The sequence below is a fragment of the Vibrio paucivorans genome, assembly GCF_054053395.1.
This window is the reverse complement of the sequence record NZ_CM133231.1, coordinates 1,275,906-1,302,839: the sequence shown is the minus strand read 5'-3', so window position 1 is coordinate 1,302,839 and position 26,934 is coordinate 1,275,906. Positions and strand designations below refer to the sequence as shown.

General features: G+C 46.1%; 29 protein-coding genes and 1 pseudogene. 21 read left to right on the top strand and 9 right to left on the bottom strand.

The genetic code is table 11. The annotated features are described in order from the left end of the window. Positions 1-15 precede the first annotated feature (15 nt). Together ACXABW_RS21305 and ACXABW_RS21300 are read left to right on the top strand one after the other, a co-directional pair. Positions 16-1,986 (top strand): replication initiator protein RctB domain-containing protein, encoded by a 1,971-nt coding sequence (locus tag ACXABW_RS21305; protein WP_252032795.1) that lies wholly within the window; start codon positions 16-18, stop codon positions 1,984-1,986. A gap of 443 nt (positions 1,987-2,429) precedes the next feature. After that, positions 2,430-2,753, top strand: a complete 324-nt coding sequence (locus tag ACXABW_RS21300) for a hypothetical protein (RefSeq protein ID WP_457525452.1) — start codon at positions 2,430-2,432, stop codon at positions 2,751-2,753. Positions 2,754-2,920: 167 nt separating this feature from the next. Here ACXABW_RS21300 and ACXABW_RS21295 read toward each other — a convergent pair whose 3' ends face one another. The 3 genes from ACXABW_RS21295 to ACXABW_RS21285 are packed head-to-tail and all read right to left on the bottom strand — an operon-like array spanning position 2,921 to position 5,180. Further along, a complete protein-coding gene (locus tag ACXABW_RS21295) occupies positions 2,921-3,394 on the bottom strand; it encodes a transcriptional regulator (protein ID WP_457525451.1) in 474 nt (157 codons plus the stop codon). Then, complete coding sequence (locus ACXABW_RS21290) at positions 3,391-4,338, bottom strand: ABC transporter ATP-binding protein (protein ID WP_457525450.1); 948 nt, start codon at positions 4,336-4,338, stop codon at positions 3,391-3,393. Before ACXABW_RS21290 ends, ACXABW_RS21295 begins: the two co-directional genes overlap by 4 nt. After that, positions 4,335-5,180, bottom strand: a complete 846-nt coding sequence (locus ACXABW_RS21285; protein WP_457525449.1) for an ABC transporter ATP-binding protein — start codon at positions 5,178-5,180, stop codon at positions 4,335-4,337. The genes ACXABW_RS21290 and ACXABW_RS21285 overlap by 4 nt, the downstream gene beginning before the upstream one ends. A 361-nt stretch (positions 5,181-5,541) precedes the next feature. On the opposite strand from ACXABW_RS21285, the gene ACXABW_RS21280 reads away from it, so the two are divergent. From ACXABW_RS21280 to ACXABW_RS21270, 3 genes are all read left to right on the top strand, one after another. Beyond that, positions 5,542-5,739 (top strand): PA3496 family putative envelope integrity protein, encoded by a 198-nt coding sequence (locus ACXABW_RS21280; RefSeq protein ID WP_252032781.1) that lies wholly within the window; start codon positions 5,542-5,544, stop codon positions 5,737-5,739. Between the two features lie 141 nt (positions 5,740-5,880). Further along, on the top strand, positions 5,881-6,090 hold the full coding sequence (locus tag ACXABW_RS21275) for a DUF3283 family protein (RefSeq protein ID WP_252032778.1): 210 nt from the start codon (positions 5,881-5,883) through the stop codon (positions 6,088-6,090). A 96-nt stretch (positions 6,091-6,186) separates the two neighbouring features. Beyond that, positions 6,187-6,903 carry a YebC/PmpR family DNA-binding transcriptional regulator gene (locus ACXABW_RS21270; RefSeq protein WP_252032775.1) on the top strand — a complete coding sequence of 239 codons (717 nt, stop codon included), beginning with the start codon at positions 6,187-6,189 and terminating at the stop codon, positions 6,901-6,903. 111 nt (positions 6,904-7,014) lie between these two features. Here the strand turns inward: ACXABW_RS21270 and ACXABW_RS21265 are convergent, their stop codons facing one another. Further along, positions 7,015-7,317: a DUF2798 domain-containing protein gene (locus ACXABW_RS21265; protein ID WP_457525448.1), complete on the bottom strand. Its 303-nt coding sequence runs from the start codon at positions 7,315-7,317 to the stop codon at positions 7,015-7,017. A gap of 91 nt (positions 7,318-7,408) precedes the next feature. Here ACXABW_RS21265 and ACXABW_RS21260 point away from each other — a divergent pair, with 91 nt between their 5' ends. From ACXABW_RS21260 to ACXABW_RS21245, 4 genes are all read left to right on the top strand, one after another. Next, a complete protein-coding gene (locus tag ACXABW_RS21260; protein WP_252032770.1) occupies positions 7,409-8,311 on the top strand; it encodes a LysR family transcriptional regulator in 903 nt (300 codons plus the stop codon). An 11-nt stretch (positions 8,312-8,322) separates the two neighbouring features. Continuing rightward, positions 8,323-9,201 carry an NAD(P)-dependent oxidoreductase gene (locus tag ACXABW_RS21255; protein WP_457525447.1) on the top strand — a complete coding sequence of 293 codons (879 nt, stop codon included), beginning with the start codon at positions 8,323-8,325 and terminating at the stop codon, positions 9,199-9,201. Positions 9,202-9,285: 84 nt separating this feature from the next. Then, on the top strand, positions 9,286-9,774 hold the full coding sequence (locus tag ACXABW_RS21250) for an AAA family ATPase (RefSeq protein ID WP_457525446.1): 489 nt from the start codon (positions 9,286-9,288) through the stop codon (positions 9,772-9,774). Continuing rightward, entirely contained in the window at positions 9,767-10,558 is a 792-nt protein-coding gene (locus ACXABW_RS21245) for a phosphotransferase enzyme family protein (protein ID WP_457525445.1), read from the top strand. The genes ACXABW_RS21250 and ACXABW_RS21245 overlap by 8 nt, the downstream gene beginning before the upstream one ends. On the opposite strand, the gene ACXABW_RS21240 is transcribed toward ACXABW_RS21245, so the two are convergent. Further along, positions 10,524-11,534 (bottom strand): GlxA family transcriptional regulator, encoded by a 1,011-nt coding sequence (locus tag ACXABW_RS21240; RefSeq protein ID WP_457525444.1) that lies wholly within the window; start codon positions 11,532-11,534, stop codon positions 10,524-10,526. The two genes, ACXABW_RS21245 and ACXABW_RS21240, sit on opposite strands and share 35 nt — an antisense overlap. 123 nt (positions 11,535-11,657) lie before the next feature. Here ACXABW_RS21240 and ACXABW_RS21235 point away from each other — a divergent pair, with 123 nt between their 5' ends. After that, positions 11,658-12,266: a LysE family translocator gene (locus ACXABW_RS21235; RefSeq protein ID WP_457525443.1), complete on the top strand. Its 609-nt coding sequence runs from the start codon at positions 11,658-11,660 to the stop codon at positions 12,264-12,266. Here the strand turns inward: ACXABW_RS21235 and ACXABW_RS21230 are convergent. Next, positions 12,232-13,134: a LysR family transcriptional regulator gene (locus ACXABW_RS21230; protein ID WP_457525442.1), complete on the bottom strand. Its 903-nt coding sequence runs from the start codon at positions 13,132-13,134 to the stop codon at positions 12,232-12,234. The genes ACXABW_RS21235 and ACXABW_RS21230 overlap by 35 nt on opposite strands. Positions 13,135-13,395: 261 nt before the next feature. Between ACXABW_RS21230 and ACXABW_RS21225 the strand changes: the two genes are divergently transcribed. The 5 genes from ACXABW_RS21225 (at position 13,396) to ACXABW_RS21205 (ending at position 17,222) form a co-directional block, all read left to right on the top strand. Further along, complete coding sequence (locus ACXABW_RS21225; RefSeq protein ID WP_457525441.1) at positions 13,396-14,022, top strand: LysE family translocator; 627 nt, start codon at positions 13,396-13,398, stop codon at positions 14,020-14,022. A 203-nt stretch (positions 14,023-14,225) separates the two neighbouring features. Then, positions 14,226-14,996 (top strand): ferredoxin-type protein NapG, encoded by a 771-nt coding sequence (gene napG / locus ACXABW_RS21220; protein WP_457525440.1) that lies wholly within the window; start codon positions 14,226-14,228, stop codon positions 14,994-14,996. Next, positions 14,996-15,850 carry a quinol dehydrogenase ferredoxin subunit NapH gene (gene napH, locus ACXABW_RS21215; RefSeq protein ID WP_457525439.1) on the top strand — a complete coding sequence of 285 codons (855 nt, stop codon included), beginning with the start codon at positions 14,996-14,998 and terminating at the stop codon, positions 15,848-15,850. Before napG ends, napH begins: the two co-directional genes overlap by 1 nt. A gap of 145 nt (positions 15,851-15,995) precedes the next feature. After that, a complete protein-coding gene (locus ACXABW_RS21210) occupies positions 15,996-16,328 on the top strand; it encodes a c-type cytochrome (protein ID WP_252032746.1) in 333 nt (110 codons plus the stop codon). Between the two features lie 237 nt (positions 16,329-16,565). Beyond that, positions 16,566-17,222, top strand: a complete 657-nt coding sequence (locus ACXABW_RS21205; RefSeq protein WP_457525438.1) for a Qnr family pentapeptide repeat protein — start codon at positions 16,566-16,568, stop codon at positions 17,220-17,222. Between the two features lie 48 nt (positions 17,223-17,270). Here the strand turns inward: ACXABW_RS21205 and ggt are convergent, their stop codons facing one another. Beyond that, positions 17,271-19,007 carry a gamma-glutamyltransferase gene (ggt, locus tag ACXABW_RS21200; RefSeq protein WP_457525437.1) on the bottom strand — a complete coding sequence of 579 codons (1,737 nt, stop codon included), beginning with the start codon at positions 19,005-19,007 and terminating at the stop codon, positions 17,271-17,273. A gap of 287 nt (positions 19,008-19,294) precedes the next feature. Beyond that, complete coding sequence (locus ACXABW_RS21195; protein WP_457525436.1) at positions 19,295-20,956, bottom strand: methyl-accepting chemotaxis protein; 1,662 nt, start codon at positions 20,954-20,956, stop codon at positions 19,295-19,297. 524 nt (positions 20,957-21,480) lie between these two features. On the opposite strand from ACXABW_RS21195, the gene ACXABW_RS21190 reads away from it, so the two are divergent. Then, positions 21,481-22,155, top strand: coding sequence for a DUF1254 domain-containing protein (locus ACXABW_RS21190; protein WP_457525435.1), 675 nt, complete (start codon positions 21,481-21,483; stop codon positions 22,153-22,155). Between the two features lie 24 nt (positions 22,156-22,179). Beyond that, the gene (locus ACXABW_RS21185; protein WP_457527166.1) at positions 22,180-22,509 is read left to right on the top strand and encodes a DUF1214 domain-containing protein; all 330 of its coding nucleotides are present in this window, start codon (positions 22,180-22,182) and stop codon (positions 22,507-22,509) included. Between the two features lie 56 nt (positions 22,510-22,565). Here ACXABW_RS21185 and ACXABW_RS21180 read toward each other — a convergent pair whose 3' ends face one another. Beyond that, on the bottom strand, positions 22,566-23,345 hold the full coding sequence (locus ACXABW_RS21180; RefSeq protein WP_457525434.1) for a DUF4344 domain-containing metallopeptidase: 780 nt from the start codon (positions 23,343-23,345) through the stop codon (positions 22,566-22,568). A 219-nt stretch (positions 23,346-23,564) separates the two neighbouring features. On the opposite strand from ACXABW_RS21180, the gene ACXABW_RS21175 reads away from it, so the two are divergent. From ACXABW_RS21175 to ACXABW_RS21160, 4 genes and pseudogenes are all read left to right on the top strand, one after another. Continuing rightward, entirely contained in the window at positions 23,565-24,194 is a 630-nt protein-coding gene (locus ACXABW_RS21175) for a CatB-related O-acetyltransferase (RefSeq protein WP_457525433.1), read from the top strand. Positions 24,195-24,268: 74 nt separating this feature from the next. Then, positions 24,269-24,625, top strand: coding sequence for a YibL family ribosome-associated protein (locus tag ACXABW_RS21170; protein ID WP_252032690.1), 357 nt, complete (start codon positions 24,269-24,271; stop codon positions 24,623-24,625). 240 nt (positions 24,626-24,865) lie between these two features. Then, positions 24,866-25,357: a VOC family protein gene (locus ACXABW_RS21165; protein WP_252032687.1), complete on the top strand. Its 492-nt coding sequence runs from the start codon at positions 24,866-24,868 to the stop codon at positions 25,355-25,357. 68 nt (positions 25,358-25,425) lie between these two features. Next, a pseudogene (locus ACXABW_RS21160) lies at positions 25,426-26,655 on the top strand (hypothetical protein); the annotation flags it as partial. Between the last annotated feature and the right edge of the window lie 279 nt (positions 26,656-26,934).

Genomic DNA, 26,934 nt, shown 5'->3' with positions numbered 1-26,934 from the left:
GACACGGATCTAATAATGAGCTCAGAAGAAAAACTACTGATCAAAGCCCCAAGAAGCCACAAAGACGGACATTTATTCGAAGTATCTGAAACGGCCGTAGACTGGATTGAGCAATACCAACATTTTAAAGGCGTCACGAAGAGTATCGTGGAATTGCTGAATCTTATTTCATTGCAAGGCTTTCGCAGTAAGGACGGCTATGTCTCAACCACAGAGCTTATTGATGCAACCGATGGTCAATTGACCCGTGCGGCTATCCAACAACGCCTAAGAGCGGCAGTAAATATTGGTTTGTTTAAGCAAGTCCCTGTTCGATTTGAAGAAGGGCTAGCGGGAAAAACCATGCTACATCGCTTTATCAATCCGAATCAGTTGATCTCCGTTCTTGGCTCCACCAGCTTAGTGACCGAATCAGTTAAACAAAATGAGAAGCAAAAACGCTCCAAAGCGCTGGCGCAGACTCAGGTCAATAAACGCTTACTGAATGAACACGGGCTTAATACGCCACCAGCGATGAAAGATGAAGCGGATCAATTTGTCGTTTCGCCAACTAACTGGGCAGGGATCATTGATCAAGCTCTCGCTCCACCAAGAACACGTAAGAACTACCAAAAGTCCATGGTGTCGATCTCTGGAACTCGAGCTGTAATCGAAACTCGATCTTCAAAAAACATCATGACGGTCGACGATCTTATGACGTTGTTCGCGTTGTTCACGCTGACAGTACAATACCATGATCATCATCGTGAAGATTACCACTTAGAAGCAACTCAAGCGCCTAACAAGACACCGCTCTACATCACCGATATTTTGTCTCTACGTGGCAAAAAGGACAGTGGTCCGGCGCGTGATTCGATTCGTGACAGTATTGATCGAATCGAGTTTACTGATTTCCAGCTGCACGAGCTGACCGGCCGATGGCTTAGTGAGAACATGCCAGAAGGCTTTAAGAGCGATCGTTTCCGATTTTTGGCTCGTACCATCACTGCATCAGAAGAAGCGCCTACAGAGGGCGCTGACGGCGAAATTCGCATTAAGCCAAACTTGTATATCCTTGTGTGGGAACCTTCGTTCTACGAAGAGCTGATGACGCGAGATTATTTCTTCTTGTTCCCGCCGGAGATCCTAAGACAGCATACGCTGGTCTTCCAACTGTATTCTTATTTCCGTAGCCGCATGTCGCGTCGTCATACTGACGTGATGCTCCTGACTGAGCTCAACCAAAAGCTGGCGAGAAACATCGAGTGGCGCCGTTTTTCGATGGATCTGATTCGTGAGTTGAAGAAACTATCGGAAGGAAAGGGGACCGATGATCTGTTTGTGGTGAACTTGTGGGGTTACCACTTGACCCTGACCGCAATGAGCGAAAAAGGTAAGATCACGGATTACCAGGTGGACATCAAGTGTGATGCAGAAGAAGTACTGCGTTATTCTCGCGCTCGCACCACCAATGCAGGTAAGCGTAATATGGCGCCGACTTTGCCAAACCCACTGCGTAACGAAATGGTGTCTAAGCAGAAGCTGGATGAGTTGTCAGAGATCATTGATGGGGAATTCGAGCCGATCCAGCGTAAAGCGCCGTCACCACGCGGTAAACTGGGCCGCCGAGTGAAGCTCAGAAAGCACTTAGTTGAGATCAATGCTGATGAGATCACCATTACCTTGTCTAAATATACCTCTCCAGAGGCCCTAGAACGCAGTATAACGGCGTTAGCTGCAATGACAGGACATTCACACTCCTCAATCAAAGATGAGTGCTCAGAGCTCATAGACAAGCTCGATTGGCTGAGAGTAGGGCAAGAGCCTCTACCATACGAAACACTAAGTAAGTTAGTTGAGCTGTATAACCAACAGAGCGAAAACAAGCATTTGTCTATCGAAAGGCTGATTTCTGGATTGGCGGTACGCCGAAAAGTGTGCAAACAAGTATTCGAAGGCCACCTTGATGAAACCGTATTTAGGGCGTTAGATGAAGTTGCAGTGTAAAGCTGCAACTAAGTTTCGGTGAGTGCTGGTAGCACTTTGTTACGTTTGCTAAGCCACTGATACAGATATTCGCAATTGTTTATAAATTAAACGAATCTACGACATTACCCTGACAATGAGCTGACATTAGGAGCGCGTCGGTTGTTAATATTTATCCCGAATAGACAACCTTTTGTCCTTTCTGATGAATTAATAGATTGGCTCATATTGTTACATTCATTCTGAATTGTTTGCGAGTTCTGTAAAGAACTCGCTTTTTTTCGTTGGTACTTTTTACTGCCGCTGCCAACGAAAGCATGATCAAGTGACTCCTCTTGATCATTGTTCCGTGATTACGCTTCTTCCGTTTGTATCTCGGATTGTTCAGATGATGTTTAAGCTTGTAGAGAATCAGTTACAGAGACAAATCCCATCATGATATCGAATCGGAATGTAATGACTTGATGATGAAGAAACACTCTTTAGTTGCTCTAGTGGCTTTGTTTACGTCATGCGGTGTATATGCTCAATCGCATACGGCCTTTAACAGTGAAACTATGTGCAAGCGGCAGTACGCAGATGCGGTTTTCTTGCTCCAAGTAGAATACAGCAACCATGAAAACAGCGACCAAGTGCGCAGAACGGCGGAACGTACCATTGATCGTTCACGTGATATTTATGCCAGCTCAGACAGCTTCTGTTCTGCGCTGAACTACCTTGTGAATGATGCGCCTGAGACGCTCGTCGAAGACTTTGAACGTCCAAGACGAGGCGAAGCTCTGCTTTAGTCGGGCATAAGGCCAGCAGGCTCTCATATAAAAAGAAATCCGCCGCTAATGGTCACCTTAGCGGCGGATTTGTATTTGCGCTTCCGAAACTGAATGAGAGCAGTCCCCTCAATTCTAACCCACCACAAATAGGCTTAAGAGCGGCGGTTATTATATACAGTGAACGGTTAATGCAGTGAAGGCGTATTTGCTGTTTTGCCTTGATCATCGTTCCAGTGCTGTGAAGCCATAAAGCTTACGTGTGCTTCCACCAGCGCTTGGGATTGCTTGTGCCAAGAATGAGGCTGCTGTTGATTACAGAACTCAAGTGATAGTACCGTCAGGTGCTGCATCCGCTTCATACACCAGTCTTTTAGTTCTAGCTCCGACAATGGCTGACAAACACAGTGTTGGAGTTTGCTGTAGGCTAACTGGAGATACTGAAACGCCTTATCTGGCTGAGTGTGTCTATGGTGATGAAAGATACGTAGGCAGCCATCTAACCAACAGGCGATCGCTTTGCTTTGCAGATCGGTAATGCTTGGCCCCCAAACCGTATCAGGTGCGGATAGGATCAATGATTCAAGATCGGAGACTTGATCATGCTTCCGCTGTTGATACCAGTCACTGATGTGACTTACCCAAGTATCTAATTGCATCATGCGACGTTTTTTCCTTTGCTTTCAAAATGATGTTTAACAAAGTGGTTCGGTCCGACTTGATCAAACTCAGTTTCAAATTGTGAACTTTTACTGCGGATATTGTCGGCGTCTATCGAATAGTTTGGTTCACTCTCAACCAAATTACCAAATGGTAAGTCGGGATCTGGCACTGCTGAAATCAACAGCTTAGTGTAAGGGTGCTGTGGGTTGGTCAGTATCGATTGAGTGTCGCCCCATTCTACGATCTGGCCTTTATACATTACGGCCGTCTCCTCGGCGATGTAATGAGCGGTGGCTAAATCATGGGTGATATACAAAAAGCCAATTCCTAGCTCTTTTTTCATTCGCTGCATCAGATTGAGCACGCCCAAACGAATCGACACATCCAGCATTGATGTCGGCTCATCAGCCAGAATGACTTCTGCACCAACCGCGAGGGCGCGTGCTAGGTTGACCCTTTGCCTTTGGCCGCCGCTGAGCTGATGAGGAAATTTTTCCAAGGTATCGGGAGCAAGTTCCACCATCTCAAGAAGCTCATTGAGTTTAGCTGGGATGTCTTTGTTTGACGCTACCTGCTTGTGAATCTTCAACGGACGAGTCAGGTGATGGGCGATCGTGTGGGTTGGGTTTAGGGAACCAAACGGGTCTTGGAAGACCATTTGAACCTTGCTTCGGTAATCCAACAGTTCTTTTCGGCTGGTGATGTCATTGATGTTTTTGCCATTGAATAGGATTTCTCCTTCCGTAGCGGGGTAGACTTTCGTCATCAACCGAGCGCAGGTACTCTTGCCACAGCCAGACTCGCCAACCAGCGCCAGCGTTTTACCAGCATGAAGGTTGAAGCTGATGCCCTGCAGTGCCTTGAAACGTTCTTGCTTGGCAAACCCACCACCAATAGTGAACTCTTTGACTACGTTTTTGACTTCGATGATTGGTTTGCTCATGCCGGTTCTCCTTGCGCATGTTTCGCTTCATGAATGTTTGGAAAAGAGGCCCACAGCTTTTGGGTATAGGCATGTTGAGGTTGGTTGCGGATCTTTTTCGACGCGTTAACTTCCACGATCTCGCCATTTCGCATGATCGCTATGCGATCGCAAAGTTGACTCATAAGGGCAAGATCGTGAGTGATGAACAGTACCGAGAAACCAAATTCGTCACGCAGTTGATAAATTTGCTGCAAGATCTCGCGCTGTACCACGACATCCAAAGCGGTGGTGGGCTCATCCATGACGATCAGTTTTGGGTTGAGTGAAAGCGCAATGGCAATCACCAAACGTTGGCGCATACCGCCGCTAAACTGGTGCGGATATTCAGATAGACGTTCCCGAGGTATATTGACCAAGTCCAGTAGCTTTTCTGCTCTGTCTTTGGCTTGCTGGTCGGTCATGCCTTTATGATGCCTGAGTACATCGGCAAATTGTTCCTGAATAGTCAGAACAGGATTGAGGGAGTTCATGGCGCTTTGGAAGACCATTGCGATTTCACTCCAACGCAGCGTGTTAATCGCTTTGTCTGATAGTTTCAGCAAGTCTTGACCATTAAAATGAATCTGGCCACCTGAGATGAATGCCGGCGGCTTATGTAAGCGATTAATCGCAAATGCGATGGTGCTCTTTCCGCAACCGGACTCACCCGCTAGGCCAAAGATTTCTCCTTTGCCAATATCAAAGCTGACGGAATTGACGGCATTAAAATCTCCGTTGTCCGTGATGTAGTCGACACACAGCTCTCTCACTTGGAGGACTGGGTCGGGGTGGAAGGCATGCTCAAGCTCTGGTTTACTCATAACGACTCTCATTAAATACAAAAGATAATGATTATCATTAACTGTTATTTTGTTTCGTAAAACAACCACGCTCTTGAAAGGTGAAGTCACTCGAAAAAACGGCTGGAACAAAGGTGAAACGGTGAGGGAAGAACCACTGAACCTCAGTCTGAAAATGAGACCCAGATCAGCTTACTTTTTACAGGGGTAATCCCTTAAATGTACGTCTACAATTTAAGGGGTGCAAAGGTTTAATGAGCGAAATATTAATTGGCTTTCTGAACCTATACTTTCATCACATTCTAAACCAAATTTTCTTAACAAGAATTTGGGGCTTTGCTACAGATTACCTGTCCCTTACATGGTTCGTTCGGAGGTAACAATGTCCATTAATTCTATAGACCATGACGAAATGACTAACATTGCAAATAAGTGGGACTTCACGGAAGAAGTAGAAACTCAAAAGCCTGTGAAACAGGTTAAGTCAGCCGAAGCTCGTCGTCGCATTGAAGCATTAAGAGAGATTCGTGAAAGTGGCTTATCCATCGAAGAAGCGCGGGAGTTGGGTTTGCTCCACTAGAAGTGATTGCAACTAACAATAGTAAGGGTGACAGCTGATGTCACCCTTCTTATTTTCAGCGTTTATTGATCTAAAATCCCTTATTTTTCCCTTTCACTATGCTATATTTCGTGCCCACGTATTTATTGAATTGTATGCACCATGTCGATCAATCTTTCACTATTACCTGCTGACGAAAAGAACAAAGTAGAGCTAGATAAGCAAGCCTCGTTCTTGGTTTGGAAGCTCAGAGAAGCGAAAGCTGGCCCTGAAGAAATCATCGAGCAGCGCGACAAGATTGTTGATGAGCAAGAAAAAGCATGGTTCGATCAATCCATTGAAAAGTACAAACGAGTGATGGGCGTCGCTTAGCGCAGAATGCTCATGTCTCAGCAGAGTAGGAAATTGAAAAGGTCCTACATTTTGCTAAAATCCTTCGCATTAAATTGAATTAGAGAGAAGATCCCGATGGGAAGAAGTTTTGAAGTGCGCAAAGCCTCAATGGCGAAAACTGCAGGCGCAAAAATTAAAGTTTATTCCAAATACGGTAAAGAAATTTACATGTGCGCGAAAAACGGTGGCGCAGATCCAGACATGAACTTGTCTCTGAAGCACCTGATCGCTAAAGCTAAAAAAGACCAAGTACCAGCGCACGTTATCGACAAGGCGCTTGATAAAGCAACAGGTGGCGGCGGTGAAGACTATGTACCAGCACGCTACGAAGGTTTTGGTCCTGGCGGCACAAGTGTGATTGTTGACTGTCTGACTGACAACGGTAACCGTACTTTCCAAGATGTACGCCAGTGCTTTGTGAAAACAGGCGCGAAAATCGGTGTTGAAGGTTCTGTTTCTCACATGTTCGATCACCAAGCGGTATTCCAGTTCAAAGGCGACGATGATGAGATCATCCTAGAAACGCTAATGATGGACGACGTAGACGTAACAGACGTAGAGCTAGAAGAGGGGGTAATTACTGTATTTGCTCCTCACACTGAGTTCTTCAAAACCAAGACTGCGCTAAACGGTGCATTCCCAGATCTGACTATCGACGTTGAAGAAATCACATTTGTTCCTCAAACGCACACTCCTGTATCGGGTGAAGATGCTGAGAAGTTCCAGAAGTTCCTAGACATGCTGGATGACTGTGATGATGTGCAGCAGGTTTACCACAACGCTGAATTGTAATCAGCGAATGTGAACAAACGAAAAAGCCGGGCAATATGCCCGGCTTTTGTGTTTTTAGCCAACACCATCGGTTGGCCTATATTTTTCCTAATGATTAATGGACGCGGCACATTAACGAACTTGCTGCTCCACTCGTAGTTGTGTCCCTTGTAGCTGAGCTATCTCTAGCGAGTCTGGTAATCTTTTGTCTTGTTTTCTTGGCTTTGTTGCCCATTCTGAAAACTTCCTAATGAGAGGCAAAACAGTAAGCCCTAACATCAACGCGATTGGCCAAGATAACGTAAAACTTTGTAGCCAAATCGGCGGCCACTCAGGGCTGAACTCCATACGCATTCCTGAAATGATTCCAGACATGATGGCTGCCATTACCAAGGAAGACAAAACCGTGTTTAACCACATCTGTTTTTTATTCATAGTCATTTACCCTTGAGTTGTGGTTGGTTGAACTTTGATGTAGAAAGGTTATAACTATCCATTAATGAAAAAAATAGGAAGATCTAGAACTATGAATTCCATATTTGGAAATATTGATGATCTGTTCTTGTTTTGTGCTGTCGTCGAAGAAGGCTCATTGCTGTCGGCATCCAAAAAGCTTCAGCTGCCGGTATCGACGATGTCACGCCGTTTAACTGCACTGGAAGCCCGACTCAATGTTCGTTTATTGGAGAAGCAGGGTAGGGAACTTGTCCCGACTTTAGCGGGTGAGGAAGCCTTTCAGGCGCTCAGTAGCGGCATGGAATCGGTTCAAGCCGCATTTACGGAGATTCTAACCGATAGAGAGGCCATTCAAGGGCGGATCAAACTGGCGATTCCGCATAACTTTTATGATGGCTTTGTTGGGAAAATCATAGAGAGCTTTCTGGCACAGTATCCTAAAGTGCAACTCGATCTGGTGCTCAGCCAAGAGCAGGCAGTGCCGCAAACTGATCGCGATCTACTGATGACTTTTGACATCAGTAATTTAGAAGGGATGATCGCTCGTCCTCTATTCAAAGCTCAACATGGCTTTTTTGCCAGCCCTGAATATTTGCGGTCTCATCCCGAGATTACGCAGCCTGATGATCTCGAAAAACATGAGTGGATCTGTGTCGACCACCTACTACAAATACCTGTCTACAAAGAGGAAGATCTGATCCAAATGGTGTCCATTCGCCCCAAGTTAACTGTGAATGATATCCATGCTGTAGTACAGGCCACAGAGAAAGGAATTGGAATCGCTTCCTTACCCTATAGGCATGTATCATCTCAGATGAATCTAGTGCAAATATTGCCGCAATATCACCGCAGCGACAGGCAGGCATATTTGGTTTACAAAGAAAGAAAATATCAACCCAAGGCACTGACATTACTCATCGATGCTTTGATTGAAGGGGTTCAACTGGCGCAGAAATCGCAACCCGTCAAATAATGGAGAACAACATGAAAGTAAGTTTTATTGGTTTAGGTGTGATGGGCTTTCCAATGGCAGGGCATCTAACGAAAGCAGGATTTGACGTCACGGTATTCAATCGTACTCATCATAAAGCGCTGGATTGGGCTGAACAGTACCAAGGCCATGCGGCGAGCACTGTAGCCGAATGTGTTAAAGAGGCCGATGTGGTATTGGTTTGCGTGGGTAATGATGACGATGTGCGTAGCATGACAACCAGTGAAACTGGCGCCATTGCAGCGATGAAAGCTGGAGCCATTCTTGTTGACCACACCACAACGTCGGCATTATTAGCGGAAGAACTGGAACAGGCGACTCTTGCCGCTGGTGTGCGCTTCATGGACGCACCAGTGTCTGGTGGTCAAGCGGGCGCTGAGAATGGCGTATTAACTATCATGTGCGGCGGTGAACAAAGCGTGTTTGATGAGCTGCAACCTGTGTTTGATGCTTACGGTAAGTCATCGGTATTGATGGGGCGTGTAGGTCAAGGGCAGCGCGCGAAAATGGTCAATCAGATCTGTGTCACGGGTGTATTAGCTGGGTTGGCGGAAGGGCTTATTTTAGCCGAGAAATCTGGCTTAGAGATCCCTGCTCTTATTGATTGCCTGAAAAATGGTGCAGCGGGTTCATGGCAAATGGAAAACCGAGCCAATACGATGGCACAAGATAAGTTTGATTTTGGCTTTGCTATCGATTGGATGATCAAAGATTTGGGCTTCTGTTTAGACGAAGCTGAGCGCCAAAATATCACTTTGCCATTAACCCAAAAATCGGTTGAGCAATACAAGCAATTAAGTGCCGCAGGTGATGGCCGCATGGATACATCGGTGCTGATGCGCGCTATTAAAGCCGAGGCGCAAGCTAAGTAAAACACGTAAGTTAGATTTACAGTGTAAACAACACTCTATCGATCTCTGAGGCGATAGAGTGCTGTGATTGAATGAGGCAGTGAGATGGCGAAAGTGATATTTATCTGTGGCTTTATCGGCAGCGGTAAAACCACCTATGCAAAACAATTGGCGGACACTGAGCCGGCTTTTCGTTATTCGATTGATGAATGGATGATCCCGCTTTACGGTGAACACATGGAGCGAGAAGTGTTTGACGCTCGTCTTGCCACTCTTACTGAGCTTTTTCAGCGCTCCGCGTTGGAGATGATTGAACTGAATGTTTCGGTGATTTTTGACTATGGTTTGTGGCGCCGTAGCGATCGCGTGGCCATGCTGGCGTGGGCAAATCAGCATAACCTTGAAGCGGAGCTGCATTATCTGGATGTGGACTTCGAAACCTGCCAACAACGAGCCTTGTCACGTAATAGCCAGCGAGAAAACAAGGCCTACGAAATGACACCAGAGATGCTCGATATGTTTTGGACGTGGTTTGAAACGCCTGATTCCGATGAACACGTTATCTCTATTAAAAGTGGGATAATAGATGGATAAGCAGGAACTTAGTGGCGGCCGAAAAGGCGCAATTTTTAAGCACGGAGAGACGGTGATTCGTCCACTTACACAGTGGTCCAAAAGTGTTCACTGCTTTTTGGATTATCTTGCCAGAAATGGCTTTGATGCCGGCCCGAAGGTTATCGAGGCAACGGATTCCAGCGAAACACTCAGCTATGTGGTGGGTGATGTCTACAATTACCCACTTGTCGGGGCTATCGCTAGCGATCAAGCACTAACCTCAGCAGGTCAGCTGTTACGCCGTTTTCATGATGTGAGCGCTTTATTTGTTTCAGAAAATCGTGCCCAGAATCTAGAGTGGATGTTGCCAAGCCGAACACCCGAAGAGGTGATAGTTCACGGAGACTTTTCGCCTTACAACGTGGCATTGAAAGAAAACCAAGTCACCGGTGTGTTTGATTTTGATACAGCACATCCCGCTCCGAGATTATGGGATCTCGCCTACGCCGTTTATTGCTGGGCGCCATTCAAAACGGGCTCTAATGACTCTTTGGGAAACATTGATAGCCAATCACACAGAGCCAAGCTGTTTTGCGATGCCTATGGCGCAACACCACAGCAGTGCGAGGGGCTGGTTGAAGCTATGAAGGAGAGGCTAGATGCGCTGGTGGGGTACATGCATAGCCAAGCAGAGCAGGGTAATACCGCGTTCATAGATAACCTCGCAGATGGCCATCACCTGAGCTACCTTCGTGATATTGAGTACTTGAGCACCCATGCTGAGTACATTACATCTGTGTTGGTTTCTCCAAGCCGTTCTTAATGCGGATCTGGTTGGGCGTTTGACCAAAACGTTTCATTAGCAGCTTAGAAAGGTAACTGGCGTCACTGACATTTATTTCATCGGCTATCGTAGAGAGAGTTAGCGTCGAGTTGACTAATCGCCATTTCGCGTAATCTAGCCTCATATCGAGCCAGTAGTGGTGAGCGGTTTGCTGGGTGAAAGCGTGGAATTTACGATCCAGCTGTCGGCGGCTTATTCCTATTCGTTGTGCAATTTCTTCGAGGCTAGTAGCGTCTGCTAGATGGAGCCGCATAAGTCGGATGGCGGAATTGAGAATGGAGTCCTGCTGATATTCGTCTTTAGTTGAACGCAGAATATGGACCGGTTCACGAGTCTCATCGACCAGCATATCAGCCAAGCCTTTAAGCGCTCGTGGTTGGTCAAAGTGCTTGGCTAAGATTTCCGCCGCGAGATCGATACTGGCGCTTCCACCCGCGCAGGTGATGCGCTTACCGTCGAATTGGTACAGTTTGTCGCTGGTGACGCGCAGCTTGGGGAACATAGAGCGAAATTCCTGTTCGTGACGCCAATGGATTGCAACTTCGTGGTTGGACAAAAGCCCTAACTTCGCTAATAAAAAGCTGCCATTGTCTAAGGTGACCAAAGGTGTTCCGTTAGCCGCTGCTCGTTTAATCCAATCGCCATATTGGTTGGATTGTTCGATGGCTTGTTTAGCGGTGCGGCTGCCAAAGATCACGAGGTAATCGATTTTGGTCAATTCAATGTCGTCAACGTGCTGATCAATATTCAACAACACTCCAGAGCTGGATCGTACTTGCTGTTGGTGTCCTACCACTTTCCAACTGCATAGCCTTTGCTGACTACTGTCTGCTTCATCTGCGGTAAATCTTAGCTTATCGATGAAACCACCAAATGGCAGCATGGCGAAATCTTCTAGAAGTAACAGCGCAAAACGTAGCGTAGGGAAGTGTGTGGGAAGTTGTGTGGCAACCATGAATCAAAAGCCAATATCAATTTGAATGTCTAAATATTACCTATATGTGTCCATTTTATACCAAGGGGAAACTCGATTTGTTCGTAGACTTGTGACTTATCCCAATAGTTATTGAGAATAGAGATGCAGTTCGAAGTTTGGTTGATTTATTTGGTTGCCGTTGTTGGCGTGAGTTTAGTTCCCGGGCCGAACGGCTTATTGGCGCTGACACATGGGCTAACGTATGGCCGGCAACAAGCAAAATATACTGTGTTAGGCGGTGTGGTGGGTTTTAGCTTGTTGATCACTCTAGCGTTGAGTGGAATAGGCGTGCTTTTAAGCCTTTCTGAATCGATCTTAATCGTGATGAAAGTGCTCGGTGGCGGTTACTTGATTTGGCTCGGCTACAAGTTGTTGAAACAAAGAGCTGAGGGAATGGACATTGAGACAAAGACCAGTGCAACCAGCCGTTATACTCTGTTTAAAACTGGTTTCATGACCGCGATCGCCAACCCCAAAGTACTACTGTTTTTTGCTTCATTTCTGCCCCAGTTCCTCAACCCTAATATCGGTTTTATTCAGCAGTGGTTAGTCCTGGCGGCAACGTTTGTGGCGGTGGAATATTGCGTCGAATATCTATTAGTTGCCAGTGCCCACACCATGCGTGGTCATCTACAAAGTAAGGCTGCGTTGTTGAATAAAATCAGCGGAGGTCTGTTTATTGGTTTTGGAGTGTTACTTCCCGTTGTGTAATTAATGCCTGGATGGTCTGGTAGCGTTTCGCCAGATCGCGGTTTTTCTTGTGTACCAAGTAGAGCGTTTCATTCACCGCTGAAACAGGCTGGTGGATGACCAACTGGTGTTTGTCTGGGAAGGCATCGATGGCACTCTGCGGAAGTACGGTGAAGCCAATGCCTTGCGAAACAGGCAATAGAATTTGGCTGAGCTGGTTGATGTAACTGCTTACTTCAATACTTTCAACCTCCAAGCCTTGCAGCTCTGGTGAGTGACAACGTTCGTTGTACATCGCAAGGTAATGTTTGGCATCGGGGTGAGCGATCATACCCAGTTCTTTCAGTAGATCGGACGTGACAGGTTTGCTCTTATGCTGCTTGCCAATCACTAAGCATAGTGGTTCTTCCCCAACGGCTTGGTAGCTAAAAAGGTGGCTGTGAGCGGTGTCGGTGACGATACCTAAGTCGGTGAAACCGTTTTGGATGTTGTCCAAAATTCGCTGGTTTGGTGCGACTTCCAGTTGGAAGGAAAGATCGCAATGCTGGTGTTGTAGAGTGAGTAGTTGTGGATATAGCCATAGGGCAAAAGAACCTGAGCACGAAATAGTACATTGCCCAGCGTAGGGAGAGTCTTCACTCAGGCTATGCAAAAGCTGTTGTTCTCGCTCGGCTGACTGAAGTGCGTAGTCGTAAACTTGCTTACCTTGCTCAGTCAGTTCAAAGCTCTTGTTTATCCGTTTGATCAGGGCATGGCCGCATGCTTGTTCAAGCTTTTTGATATGTTGGCTTACACCGGGTTGAGTCATAAATAACGTGTCAGCCGTTTGAGTAAAATGGCCAACTTCAACCAGAGTTTTAAAGGTCTTTAACCAAATTGGGTTGAGCATATCGGGGTGCCTTTGCCAGTAATAGGAACGCTTTCTCTTTACGTTATTTGGATATAACAAAATATTATTATATGGCTTGTTAATGATAATATCTAATTTGGTCAATGCACTTAGCGTTTGGCTAATATCGAGAGGCTACCTCACCCTCTATTCGGAATGTGGAGTAGCGATATCTTGTGGGCAAAACGGATTATTGTGTATTGGCTTTATGCTAATTCAGAGTACACTTCCGCAGTTTTTAATCTTGTAGGTGAATCGTAAATGGGTGTGGAAAGCATTCTAGCGTTTGTTGTCATCGTATTCTTTATTGCTGTCATTCCCGGTCCTAACGCTTTGCTAGTGTTAAGCACTGCGTTAACCCAACGCAAGCTGTTCGCGGTGGTGAACATATTGGGGGTGTCGCTTGGCTTTTTGTTCCATGCATTTATTTCCGCCAATGGGATGAGTCTGGTGTTGTCCCAGACACCATGGGCATTCCAAGGCCTAAAGTGGATTGGTGTCGGTTACTTAATCTGGCTTGGCTACAACCATTTTAAAGTGGCGCTGAAAGCGGAAGATGGCACGTTAGTGATCCCACAAGCCGCGAAACGGAAAATGAAACAGCACTTTGTTAAAGGCCTGCTCACCAACTTACTCAATCCGAAAATAGTGTTGTTTTATTTGTCGATCTTCCCTCAATTTGTCGACAAACAAGCCGTAATGCGCGATAGCTTGATGCTTGGTGCGTTGCAAGCCGCTGTCGTGGCGAGCTGGTTTATGGTGGTCATTTTGATGGCGGGCACATTGAAGCAATGGCTAACACAAAAGCGCACAGCGAAATGGATGAACTTTACCTGCGGTATCATCTTTGTTGGCTTTAGCCTACAACTTGCTTTGTTCCAGCTTTAAACCGAATTTTTGTCAATTTTTGAGCTCAACCACTCTGCTGTCTTGATCTGACTCAATCAAATCTTGGATTACTCTTTTGGGGTAGTAGATCTGTTGCGTTATTCGCATACATTGCCGGTGATCCTCCTACAATTATTAGAGCAATGACAACTAGCATGCCGATGACTTGCACTGAGTCTATTGGGTGTGTAAGGGATAGTGTGATGAGCAATCCTCGAGCGAAAACTTCAGAAAGTCGTCGCCGTTTTTTACGCGATGCAGCGCGTACAGCTGCGGGTGTTGGTGCGGTGGCGACTGTATTTGGCTTGCAATCGGTGCAGAGCCAAGCAAGAGATGGCAGCGGTGTGCCCGTCCGTCCGCCGGGAGCGTTAGAGAAAGGCGACTTTGAAAAAGCGTGCACCCGTTGTGGGTTGTGTGTTCAAGCCTGTCCTTACGACACGCTTAAACTTGCGACATTGCTCTCTTCAGTCGAGTCGGGCACGCCTTATTTTAATGCTCGTGAGATCCCCTGCGAAATGTGTGAAGACATACCGTGTGTCGTGGCATGCCCAAGTGGCGCACTTGATCACTCACTGACGAACATAGATGACGCTCGCATGGGAACAGCGGTATTGATTGACCACGAGTCGTGTCTTAACTGGCAGGGGTTAAGGTGCGATGTGTGTTATCGCGTGTGTCCACTGGTCGATGAAGCTATCACGCTTGAGCACATTCGCAATGAACGTACTGGCTATCATGCCAAGTTAATCCCAACTGTACATTCCGATAAATGCACTGGCTGTGGTAAATGCGAGCAGGCGTGTGTCACCGAAGTGGCTGCAATCAAAATCATTCCAACTGAGTTAGCCAAAGGGAAAATGGGCGCGCATTACCAATTGGGTTGGGAGGAGATTAATAAGCCCTTAGGCAACAGTCGCCCAGACAGTAGTGCCATTCCTTCCGGTGCGCTTGAAACACTCGGAGGAAGCAAATAATGGCGAAAAATCTTGCGAAAGATGCGGGTAAAGAAGCGCGGCAAAAACTTGGCTGGTGGCATGCTCATCGGTTTCTCATTTTGCGCCGAGCCTGCCAGTTCACGGTAATGGGGCTGTTTCTTCTGGGGCCAACAGTTGGAATTCTCAAAGGCAATCTGTCATCTAGCTTATTGCTAGACACAGTACCGATGACCGACCCACTGATGTTTTTGCAAGTGGTAGCGAGTGGACATGTCCCAGAGCTCAATGCAATATTGGGCTTTTCTCTGGTGGTCGTTTTTTATGCCCTTTTGAGCCCAAGGGCATTTTGTGGCTGGGTGTGTCCGATGAATGTTGTTACGGACACAGCTGCGTGGTTGAAGAGAAAACTGGAAATCAAAGCAAGCTTTCGCTGGAATGCTCAATTGCGCTACTGGTTATTGTTTGCAGTGCTCATTGGCAGCGCGGTATCTGGCACTATGATATGGAGCTGGCTCGATCCGGTTGCTGCATTGCATCGTGGGATATTGTTTGGCATGGGGGCTGGGTGGGTTCTTATCCTTCTGGTGTTTATCGTCGACTTGCTATTGGTTGACCATGGCTGGTGTGGGCATTTATGTCCCCTAGGTGCGACCTATGGTGTGATAGGCCGTAAGAGCATGCTACGCATTACCGCAACCAACCGAGAGGCGTGTACCAAGTGTATGGACTGCTACAACGTGTGCCCTGAGCCAGATGTTCTACGTCAACCATTAAAAGAGGGAGACCGACGTGTGATGGATCAAAACTGTATGAGCTGTGGCCGCTGCATCGACGTATGCCCTGAAAATGTGCTCGAGTACAAAACGATTTTCCGCACTAAACCGCACGACTAGCCTTACATAGTGCCGACGTTTCCCTAGCGTCGGCACTTTCTTCATCGTATCACTGCTGTGCCCTGCCTATTTACCCTTTCACATTACTTCCACATGCTTCCCCTTAAGATATCGCACAGTATGTTATTAGATGAGGCTGTGAACGATGAAAAAGGCGATGGGTAGAATCACGATGGTGTTGGCGTTGGTAATGTCCGGTCAGGTGTTAAGCGCCGACCTTGCTAACGGAGAACAGCAGTTTACTTCGTTATGCGTGTCTTGCCATGGTGAAAAAGGGCATGGTGATGGTGTGGCAGGTAAAGCGTTAAGTGAAGCACCATCAAACATCTATGACGGCCTGACTTCGTTTTGGGAGTCGGAGGCAGAGCTGATGGATACAGTACTCAACGGCAATGAAGGGATGCCCGCTTGGAAAAGTGTGCTGAGCGAAAACGATGTAAAAGATATTTTTGCCTATATACGTCAAATCAACCAGTAATGGTTGGTTAACCCATGGCCAAAATGAAAAGTGGACTGTGAAGCTCTGTACTGAATAAAACTTTTTTCATCTCTGTAGCGGCTCTAGAAAACAAAATAGGGCCATCTCCGAGCTTGTTTGGTGCCTTAAAATCGCGATTTCGCATGCTTTTAAATGACTGTTTTCACAGGTTTTATTTTTGATGATTCGAATAAGTTGAGGTGATAGCCTTACCGACATCAGATACAGGAGCACGTTATGAACAGAGTGGATCACGTTTATCAGCACCACGATTTTTCGAAGCAGGATTTGAGTTATGCGACCTTCAAGCGCTGCAAGTTCTATCAGTGTGACTTTAGCCGAGCGGACTTGCGTGAAGCGCAATTTGAAGATTGTAGCTTTATCGAGCCGGGTATGATTGAAGGCTGCCAGTTCACTTACGCTAACCTCAAAGAAGCGAGCTTCAAAGATTGCCAATTATCTATGGCGAATTTTTCTGGGGCAGATTGTTTTGCCATTGAGTTGAGAGATTGCGATCTTAAAGGTGCCAATTTTTCTAAGGCTCTGTTTTCCAATCAAATCAGTCATCAGGTTTACTTCTGTAGTGCGTATATCAGCGGGTGCAATTTGTCCTACGCAAACTTGGAGCGATTGTGCCTAGAGAAAGTAGAACTGTTTGAAAATCGTTGGACGGAAGCTAACTTGTTCGGAGCCTCCTTCAAAGGATCTGACTTGAGCCGTGGGACTTTTTCACCTGAAAGTTGGGGGCAGTTTAATATGCAGGGTTGCGATTTAACTCACGCCGACCTAGAGGGACTCGATGTGAGGCGCGTTGATCTGACAGGGGTGAAAATTTGTGAATGGCAGCAGCAACAGTTGCTTGAGCCGCTGGGCTTAGTTGTTATGCCGGGATAAATAAAGGGTGCCTTATGGCACCCTTTTTATTGCTTAGCGCTTAATGCGTTATTCACCCAAAGATGTGGAAGCGCGGCGGCGATCGGTTGCGCCGTAAATCTTGCCGTCTTTCAGTTCAATCGCATTTAGCCCACTGACTACAGGAATGACATGTACTGGGTAACCAAGCTCTTGGAAGTCTGGTACAAACATCTCTGCAAAGGTGCGTTTTTCAACCAGTAGCCCAGTCGGGTTGTATGGCTTGGTACGATCTATTTTGATGCCGTACTGAATGTTAGGTAAATCAATCGCGTCCTGAGCAGATAGATCCCAATCTAAAACACCAACCAGTGTTTTTAGTACATAGCCAGGGATTTGCGCACTGCCCGGAGAGCCTACAACCAGTCTGAGATTGTCGTCTTTATCTGTCACCATGGTTGGCGTAATCGCAGAGCGAGGGCGTTTACCAGGTTCAATGGCATTTTGTGCTGGTTTGCCATTAAATTCTGGTGCGCTGGAGAAGTTGGCCATTTGGGCGTTGAGGATTACACCGTCAACCATCACCCCTGAACCCATCCCCGTGCCAACGGTACTGGTCATTGCGATCGCATTGCCTTCGCTATCAACAATTGAGATATGGCCAGTATCGTTACTTTCATAACCCTGATGTTGAGCGGGCTTCTCACCAGAGAGCTTTACGTCACCTGCTGGAGGGTTTTTCTCCATTGCACCGTTTTCTGGGACCAGCTCACCTCTGTCATCAAGATACTCCTCACCGAGCAACGCTTGTGTTGGGGTTTCCACGTAATCTGGATCGCCGGCATAGCTTACGCGGTCGGCTTTGGTCACGCGCATGGCTTCTACCATTAGTCGCCACGGTTCAGCATCGGTCATCGACATGCTGCCCATATCGTAATCTTCCAGAATCTCTAAAGTTTGGCTTACCATCAAACCGCCCGAAGCAGGGTAACCGAACGAATAGATGTGGTTACCACGATAGTCGCTTTGTACCACTTCACGCTGCTTAACCTGGTAATTCTTGAAATCTTCTAAAGATAGTTTAGCGTCGCTTTCACCGAGGCGACTGTTCACTTCTTTAACGATGTGCTGGCCAAACTCACCGCCGTACAGGTAGCTGTCACCATATTTAGCAATATTGGTGAGGGTGGCGGCGATTTTCGGGTTTTTCATTAACGTACCCGTTGGCTTGATGGTGTCGCCTTGCCAATACATCGCTTTGATCTCTGGGTCTTTGATCATTCGGTCTTGTTCACGCACCACAATGTCGTAGCTGTAGCTATTCATCGCGTAGCCTTTGGTCGCAAGAACAATGGCTGGAGCAAGTAGCTCTTGCCACGGCAACTTACCGTATTGCTGGTGGGTTTGGTACATCAAACGCAAGGTGCCAGGTACGGCTACAGAGCGTGGGCCGAGGATTTCATTACGCTCGATAGGCGCGCCATTTTCCATAAACATATCTGGACTGGCGCTGGATGGCGCTTCTTCGCGGCCATCAAAAGCGTGGAACTTATCTTGTTTGGCATCGTAATACAGTGCGAAAGTACCGCCACCAATACCGGTCATATCATGCTCGACTACCGACATCACCATTTGCATGGCGACCATGGCGTCTATTGCGTTACCGCCGCGCTTTAGAATCTGGTAACCCGTACTGGTCACATATGGGTTGGTTGCGCTGACCATAAAGTTGTCACCGACATCATTCGGCTGAGTTGGGAAAGGCTCCGGTTTTGCCGCTGCTACGCTCGTACTAAGGATTGTTAAAGAAAGTGCCAAATAGCGCATTTCTATCTCCGCTTTATTATTGGATATGTCACGAGTGAGGCGTGTGTGCTCACCCGTTATGGATAAATTGAAAATTTATAGACTAACGTACGTATAAATAATTCCGTCGGTTAACCTTATCTTTACAAAAGTATTGGTTTTTAACCGAGTCTTTGCATAAGAGTTATAAATATAGGCAAGGCTGGCGAAAGAGGGGGGAATGAAGTGCCAATCTTCTAAGGGGCGGAAACAGCGAAAACAAAAAGAGCGCCCTAAAGGCGCTCTTTTTACACTGTAAACTCGGTGGTTTAGACGGTGAAACGGTCGACTAAGTGGTACAGTTCCTTGGCTCGGTCGTTGAGCTCTTGGCTGCCAGCACGGTTTTGGTTGGCAAGTTCAGCTGATTGACTGCTTTGATCTGAAATTACCACGATACGCTGGGAAATCTCTTGCCCCACAATGCTTTGCTCTTCAGTTGCAGTCGCAATCAAGGAGTTCATATCCATGATGGTGCCAATTGAGTTCTGGATTTTCACCAATGCTTCCGCAGCCGCGTTGGCTTCATTGACAGTGCTGTCGCCTCTTGCTCGACTCGCATCCATTGCTTTTACCGCATCATCGGACGCAGATTTGAGCTTTTCAATCATCTCATGAATTTCGCCAGTACTATCTTGAGTGCGGCTAGCTAATTGGCGAACTTCGTCGGCAACCACTGCGAAACCGCGGCCTTGTTCACCTGCACGCGCCGCCTCTATAGCCGCATTTAGTGCGAGTAAGTTGGTTTGTTCAGCAATACCTTGAATCACTTCTAGTGAAGATGAAATGTTTTGAACGTCGCCTTCTAGTCGAGAAATAACGTCACTTGCTTTGGACACTTCTCCTGCCAAGTCTTGCACAGAATTCGCTGCCGAGTTAACGATATCTTGTGCTTCCTTAGCATTGTCGTCCGCTTGTTTTGCTGACTCCGCTGCTTGGCTAGCATTGTTGGAAATCTCAGTAGCTGTGGTTGTCATTTCTGTCATCGCGGTTGCGACTTGCTCGGTTTCTTCGCGTTGACCAGATGCGAGCTCATCGACTTGTGCCGCTCGACTCGACATGTTGCCTGTTTCTTCCAGTACTTGCTGGCCGACATTACCAACGTTACTAATGATCGATTGAAGGCTTTCCACAAACTGATTGAAGTTGCCGCTTAGGCTAGCGAACTCTGGAATCTTCGATGGTTGCATGCGTGCGGTGAGATCGGCATCGCCACTTGCAAAGGATTGAATCGATTGATCAAACTGCTCGATCGGCTGCATGATGCTGCGGTTAATGATGACAGCAAATGCACCAACTGCTGCTGCGATAACAAGGCAGAATAGGGCAATAGCGCTGAGAGTTTGCTCTAGCTCCGCGTTAGCGGCCTGCTCCATGGACTCTATGATGGCATCAATATCGTCGGTGTAGAAACCAGTACCTATCATCACGTCCCATTGCAGGATGAATATTGAATAGCTCAGCTTAGGTAGCGCTTCAGTTTGACCCAGCTTAGGGAAATAATAGGTAGTGAAGTCGCCGGTTTTGGCATTTTTAAGCAAATCTTGGATTAAGTAATTGCCTTGTTTATCTTGCAGGTTATAGAAATTGTCGCCAATGCCTTTGTCACTTTGTCCAACAGAGACGCGCACACCTTGAGCGTCGTACACAAAAATATAACCAGATTCCCCATATTCCAGTTCACGCAGCACTGGTAACGCTTCTTCGATAGTGGCTCCGCGTTGCAGCAGAGGTTCAATCGCAGAACGCGCCATCTGCATGTAGTTTTTGAGTTCCTCTTTCTTCATGTTCATCATGTTAGAGCGGGTAAGCTCAACCTGACTTTCATTAAAGCTGGTGGTTTTCATATAGGTAAACCACATCATCCCGGATGTAATCACGAGTAGAGGGATCAGCGACAGCACGTAAAGTCTTTTTCTAATAGATAGGCCCATAGTTACTTCCTGTTTTAATTAGCCATGGTTTGTAAGATGTTATTGTTTTTATAAACTTTAAGACTAACGAATTTCGTATTACAGGAATGTGAATGTTGATAGTTTTAGTGATAAATAGACTAAGGTCTAAGTGATGTAACTCACTAAACTAATATCTGTCTTTTCAACGTATTAGCTAAGCATATTGTTTTTTAAATCGCTCCATCTGAATCATTCTTCTACCAAACTATTCTTATCCCTTTTAGCTCAGATCTTCCCTTGTGCATTTCTACAGATCGGCCAGAGGGCCGTATCGGCTCAAACGTGAGCCTATCCGTTGTTAACAATGCGACTGATGTTTTTTTATTCTATGTGCAAAGAGGGAGAGCGAGACGAAGCGTAACTTTTGAACTCACCGCAATTCACCTCACTGAGTGAACTGCGGATATACGGTTCACCGCTAGTAGCCTTTACCAACTTAAACACAAGTCGACTGCCATGGAGGGAAGTTACGTACGAAGTTACCCTAATTGAGAGGAAACACTATGAAAAAATTGACGATTGCAACGGCTATTTTGACCACTCTATGTATTGGTTCAGCAACGGCAGCTGGAGGAACCCGTGAGAACTTTGTTCAAATGGAAACGTCAAAATACTTCTCCGTCACGATTGCTAAATCTGAACTCGGAAAACAGAATTCATGGCGTCACTTCCGTACTACTCCCAAAACAGAAGAACAGCCAATAGTCAGAATGAACCGTGACACGATTTATTCAACTGCAGTCGTTGATACCGAAGGTGGGGCAAGCATTACTCTTCCTGATATGGATGGGCGCTTTGCGATGGTTCAGTTCACTGATGAGAATCACCAAACTTTCGACTTAGTTTACACCGATGGTGATGAAACCATAACGGTGCCAGATTCAACCAAATACATGTTTGTAGTGGTTCGCATCTACTTGCCTGACCTTAACGATCAAGCTGAAATCTCCCGTTTGAATAAGTTGCAAGATCAGTTTGTGATCAATGCGTCGTCTGACGATAAGTATGTAAGTTTTGACAATATGCCTTTGCCTGAGCTGGCCGCTCAAACTGAAGGCGTGAAAAGAGAGTTACTGCTAGAGATTGCCGATATTGGTATTGAAGACTCTGAAGGCATGTTTGGTATGGACAGCTATACGAGCGAAGAGAGTAAACTGCAAGGTACCGCCTACGGTTGAGGTGGTGCAACTTACAAAGACAACATTTATCAGTACTCGCCAGAGTTTTCTAGCACAGAGTGTCACCAAACAACGTTCAAAGATCCGAAGAACAAAGGTTTCTGGTCATTCACTGTTTACAACACAGATGGCTTTATGTTCAACGACAAAGCGTCGATAAACTCGGGTATTGCTAAGCCAAATGCCGATGGGACTTACACCGTGAGCTTTGGTTGTGGCGAGAACGCTATCAACAATATTCCACTAGACGGATTAAAGCCAACTGATACTTGGAACGTACTGGTTCGCCAGTATGCACCGTCTGAAGCGGCAAAATCAATTGACCCAAGTAAGACTATCCAACGCGTAAACTAATACAAAGCATGGCCAAGGAAGGCCATGGTTAGTACTTTGGTATTTCTGCAAACTCTCTAATTTATCTCGCGCTCGGTTTTTAAGTACACACTCCAATTCTGATCGAGTGACTGATAATGATATTCACAAAAATCTTTCCGCTCGGTTAAATAGTCTTTTTCGATTTCATCTAACAGTGTTGGATGCGCTTCTGGGTCGTAACCGTAGACAAGGCATAATGTCGAAAAGTAGCGTTGTAGATCGAAACTGTGCTCGTCAATGTACTCATCAAACTCGTAGTATTCTGGTTTGTGTTCCGATTCAAAGGCAAACATATCGGCGGCATTAATCGCGATGCTATCCCCACCTTCAACGTAATTGAGCAGTAGCAAAGTGGCAAAGTTGTCTACGGCGTCTTCTTCTTTACCCAAGATAGGAATATTCTGGTCGGCGATGTAAGCATGGCCGGCTTCGTGCAGCAAGGTGTGCAGTAACGTTGCATTCGCTCCTTCTTGTGCCGATTCCGCAGAACTTTGCGTCAGGTTTTTGTCGAAGTACTGCTCAGATTGTAGGTAGAACTCATAAGGAATATGGACTTGATGCGATTCAGGGTCGTAGAGCGGGCCATCATCGCTGCCGTATTTTATCGTAAGTGGGTTATTGAATGGAAAGTAGAGATCGGCGAGCGACATCAGAGTTTCGTCTACGCCGCTGTCTTTAATGGCTTTGAGGATTTGCTGCTCTTGGTCATTGACTGGAGAAAGATATTGAACCGCGACGCTCGACTCTTTGGCCAGCAATGGCGAGGTGAGTGCTAACATCGAAATAGACGCAAGTGCGCATATTGCTCTCTTCATAGCGAATTTCCACTTATAGTTAATCTGAATGAGTTTACGTCATACTGACACACAAGTTGATGGTTTGCGTTACTGTCTGACCGTTTTCAGGAGTCCTATCATGCAAGTTAATCCGCTGCTAAAGCAGCCTCGCATCCAGTAAGCGTAGCTTAGTTGAACGTATAAGTTACGCCGCGAAAATCGTTCCGTGGCAACTCAATTCATTTGAAGGAATTTGTCATGACACAGAAACACTGGTCTCAATTTCAGTTACTGCATCAAGTGGTGCAGAACAAAAATATCCATATTAAAGGCACACACAGTTATTACAGCGATTGCTGGGATAACGGCTTTGAACATTCTGTGGTGCGCTATTTATTGGGTGATTCACACACGCAACATCATCAGCCCAAGTGGTCCGTCGATAAACTTTATATTGGCGACTACGTCTGTATCGCTGCTGAAGTGGTGATCCTTATGGGTGGGAATCATAATCACCGAGCCGATTGGTTTTGCCTGTATCCGTTTTTAGATGATGTCGAGCACTCATACCAAGGTAAGGGAGATACCGTGATTGGCGATGGGGCTTGGATCGGCATGCGCGCTATGATCATGCCGGGTGTGAGAATAGGTGAAGGTGCAGTGATTGCTGCCAATAGTGTGGTCACCAAAGACGTCGAGCCGTACGCGGTGGTGGCGGGATCTCCAGCTAAGAAAGTGAAGTATCGATTCTCTTCCGCTGCGATAGAAAAGCTACTGTCGTTCAAGATATACGATTGGCCGGCGGAAAAATTTGAGGCGTTGAGGCCGCATCTTTGTAGCCAAGATATGACGGCGCTGGAGCGTGCCATAGAGGACTATCAATCGTAAGCTAACCAAACTAGGGCGTGGAGAAAGTCTATGATATACTCCGCGCCCACTTAATATCAGAGAGCTGAATTACCATGAGCGCAAAAAAAGAAATCCAGCAGCTAAATAATCGCTTGGACACTTGTCGTCATAAGCTGAACGCCGCGAAGTCTCGTGGTGATCAATCAATGATTACACATTTTACTGATGAAATTGAAAAGCTGACTAAGAAAGTGAGCCAGCTTAAGCACAAGCAAAGTTACGATCTTAATAAAGAACGTAAAGCTCTACTTGATATGCCGTTCTCTCGTGAAATCACAAAAGCAGAGCAAGCAGATATGGGTAAGTTGAAGAAGTCGGTAAAAGGCTTAGTTGTGGTGCACCCAATGACCAAAATTGGTAAAGAGCTACGTTTGAAAGTGATGACAGGTTACGCACCGAAGAAGTTCTAATTCGAGTAGATAATGATATTCAAACGCCCAGCACTGTGTGCTGGGCGTTTTTTATTGCCAGCGGCTGGCGGCCGAGAACTACTACAGAGATGTAATAACAAAAAATTATCATATTTATAATTATCAATAATTTTACGTAATTCTTAATTCTACCTATACTCTCCTCATCGAAACAAGACACACAAACAACAATGTTGAAGTCGCACTGACTTCGAATAATTAAATAATTTGGAGAAAGTTATGAAAATGAATCACGTAGGTATCATGGTTGGCGACATGGACAAAGCGGTTGAGTTCTACACTAAAGCGCTTGGTCTACGTATTGTAATGAATAACACTAAGGTTATTGAAGAGCGTGAAAGTGCAATCGGCCGCATGTGTATTGCAGTATTCGGTGAAGGCTTTAAAGGCTTCAACATCGCTCACCTAGTGACATCAGATGGTATCGGTGTTGAGCTGTTTGAAATGAAAGAGCGCCAAGAGCGTCACGAAGTTGATTTTTCTCGCCTAGGCATCTTCCATTTCTGTCTTCAGCTGCCAAAAGAGCAATTTGATACTGCTATTAAGCGTGTTGAAGAATTTGGCGGTAAAGTGCGTATGGATATCCACCGTTACCACCCAGAAGATGAGCTAAAGCAGGCACAAATGGTTTACCTAGAAGACCCGTTTGGCAACCTATTCGAGTTCTACTCGCACAGCTACGAAGATACATACGCTTCAGACTACGAGTAAGCTGATATCGCATAAACAAAAAAGGCTGACATTGCGTCAGCCTTTTTTATCACAATGTATAACGCGTGCTTAAGCGCCTCGAAATCGATGAGAGCGGTGATTGGAAAGTATCCTTTAGCGGTAACATCAAAGCGGCATTGGATAATCGTTGGAATCATATGTATGACGGTGACGATCGTAAAAAGAACGAACTGAGAACGCGCATGCTGTTTGCAACTGACGTGACTTACCAAGATTGGATACGCCTATTTGGTGAAATTCGTACTAACTACACCAACCTAGACAACCCAGGCCCTGTCGATGATGCAGGTACCGACTTCCATCAATTATTTGCTGAGTTCAAGTTGATTGATGACGGCGAGCAGTATCTAAGTACCCGTTTAGGCCGCCAAGAGATCTACTTAAACGAATGGCAAATGATGAACCGCGAACCGACACCAGTACAGTCTAGCTGGAATGCGGCTAGCGCTAAGTACTCGGTAAGTGGTATCAACTTTGATGTCTACTACGGTGAGGAAGTCTTCCCTGTCTATGAAAATGGCGGCTTCGGTGGCAACTGGGACGATAAAACCAATGGCAAAAAATCGACCGGTTTGTTTGCTAACTGGCGTACTGATTTTGGTGCGATGCAAGCCTACGTGATGAGCAACCAGCTTATCAACGAAAGCTTTGTTAACGCGCCAGATGGTGACATTGATATTCAAGTATTGGGCTTGCATGCCCATGACTTTGTCAGTGAAGGCTTTGGCTACATGGTCGATGGTATTTACCAGTTCGGTGATCATGCAGGTAAGGACATCTCCGCGTACATGGCTTATGCCGACTTTAACTATAACTGGAAAGCCGACTGGAACTACCGTTTAGGGATGAACTTACACTATGCGTCTGGTTCGGACAAAGACAGCGATAAAGTGACGACCTTCAACCCATTGTGGACCGGCGACCCGCTAGGCTTCGCTCATGATGGTGCCTACGGTAACGCCATGCAGCTAGGTGGCTATTCAGTGATTGAGTATGCGCCGAAGCAAACGATAATTACTGGTTTTATGTCGACATGGCGTGCAAACACCGACGACGCAATATACACGCTTAACCAAGATGTACTCTTTGGTGAAAACTCAGATGAGAAATATGCGTACACCCAGTTCTATCTGCAGTTCCACAATTACATCACCGGCAACCTGAAAACCGAAGTGAATACCTACTACGCATTGGCAAGCGACTACACGGATGATGTTGTTGGTCCAGACAGTAAAGATATCGCGCGTGTGGAATTGGCGCTTATCTATAACTTCTAAGATTTAAGTCCTATTAGATTACCAGCGACGTAATCGAACTGCCGTCTTGCCCAGCCTTTTGGCTGGGCTTTTTTATTGTTGGATGCTGAGTCAGATGGGGAGCGGAGAACCAAGGCGCAAAGAGTTGCCTATGTAATTTCATGACAAATCGCTTTTATGATTCATTCACATGTGATGGTGATCGCTGCTTCTTATTCTTAAGACGCCAAATAGCCTTAAATTAACTTTGAGATTTATCACGATAAACGCTTAGTCAATGGGCTTATTGTGATCTACTTT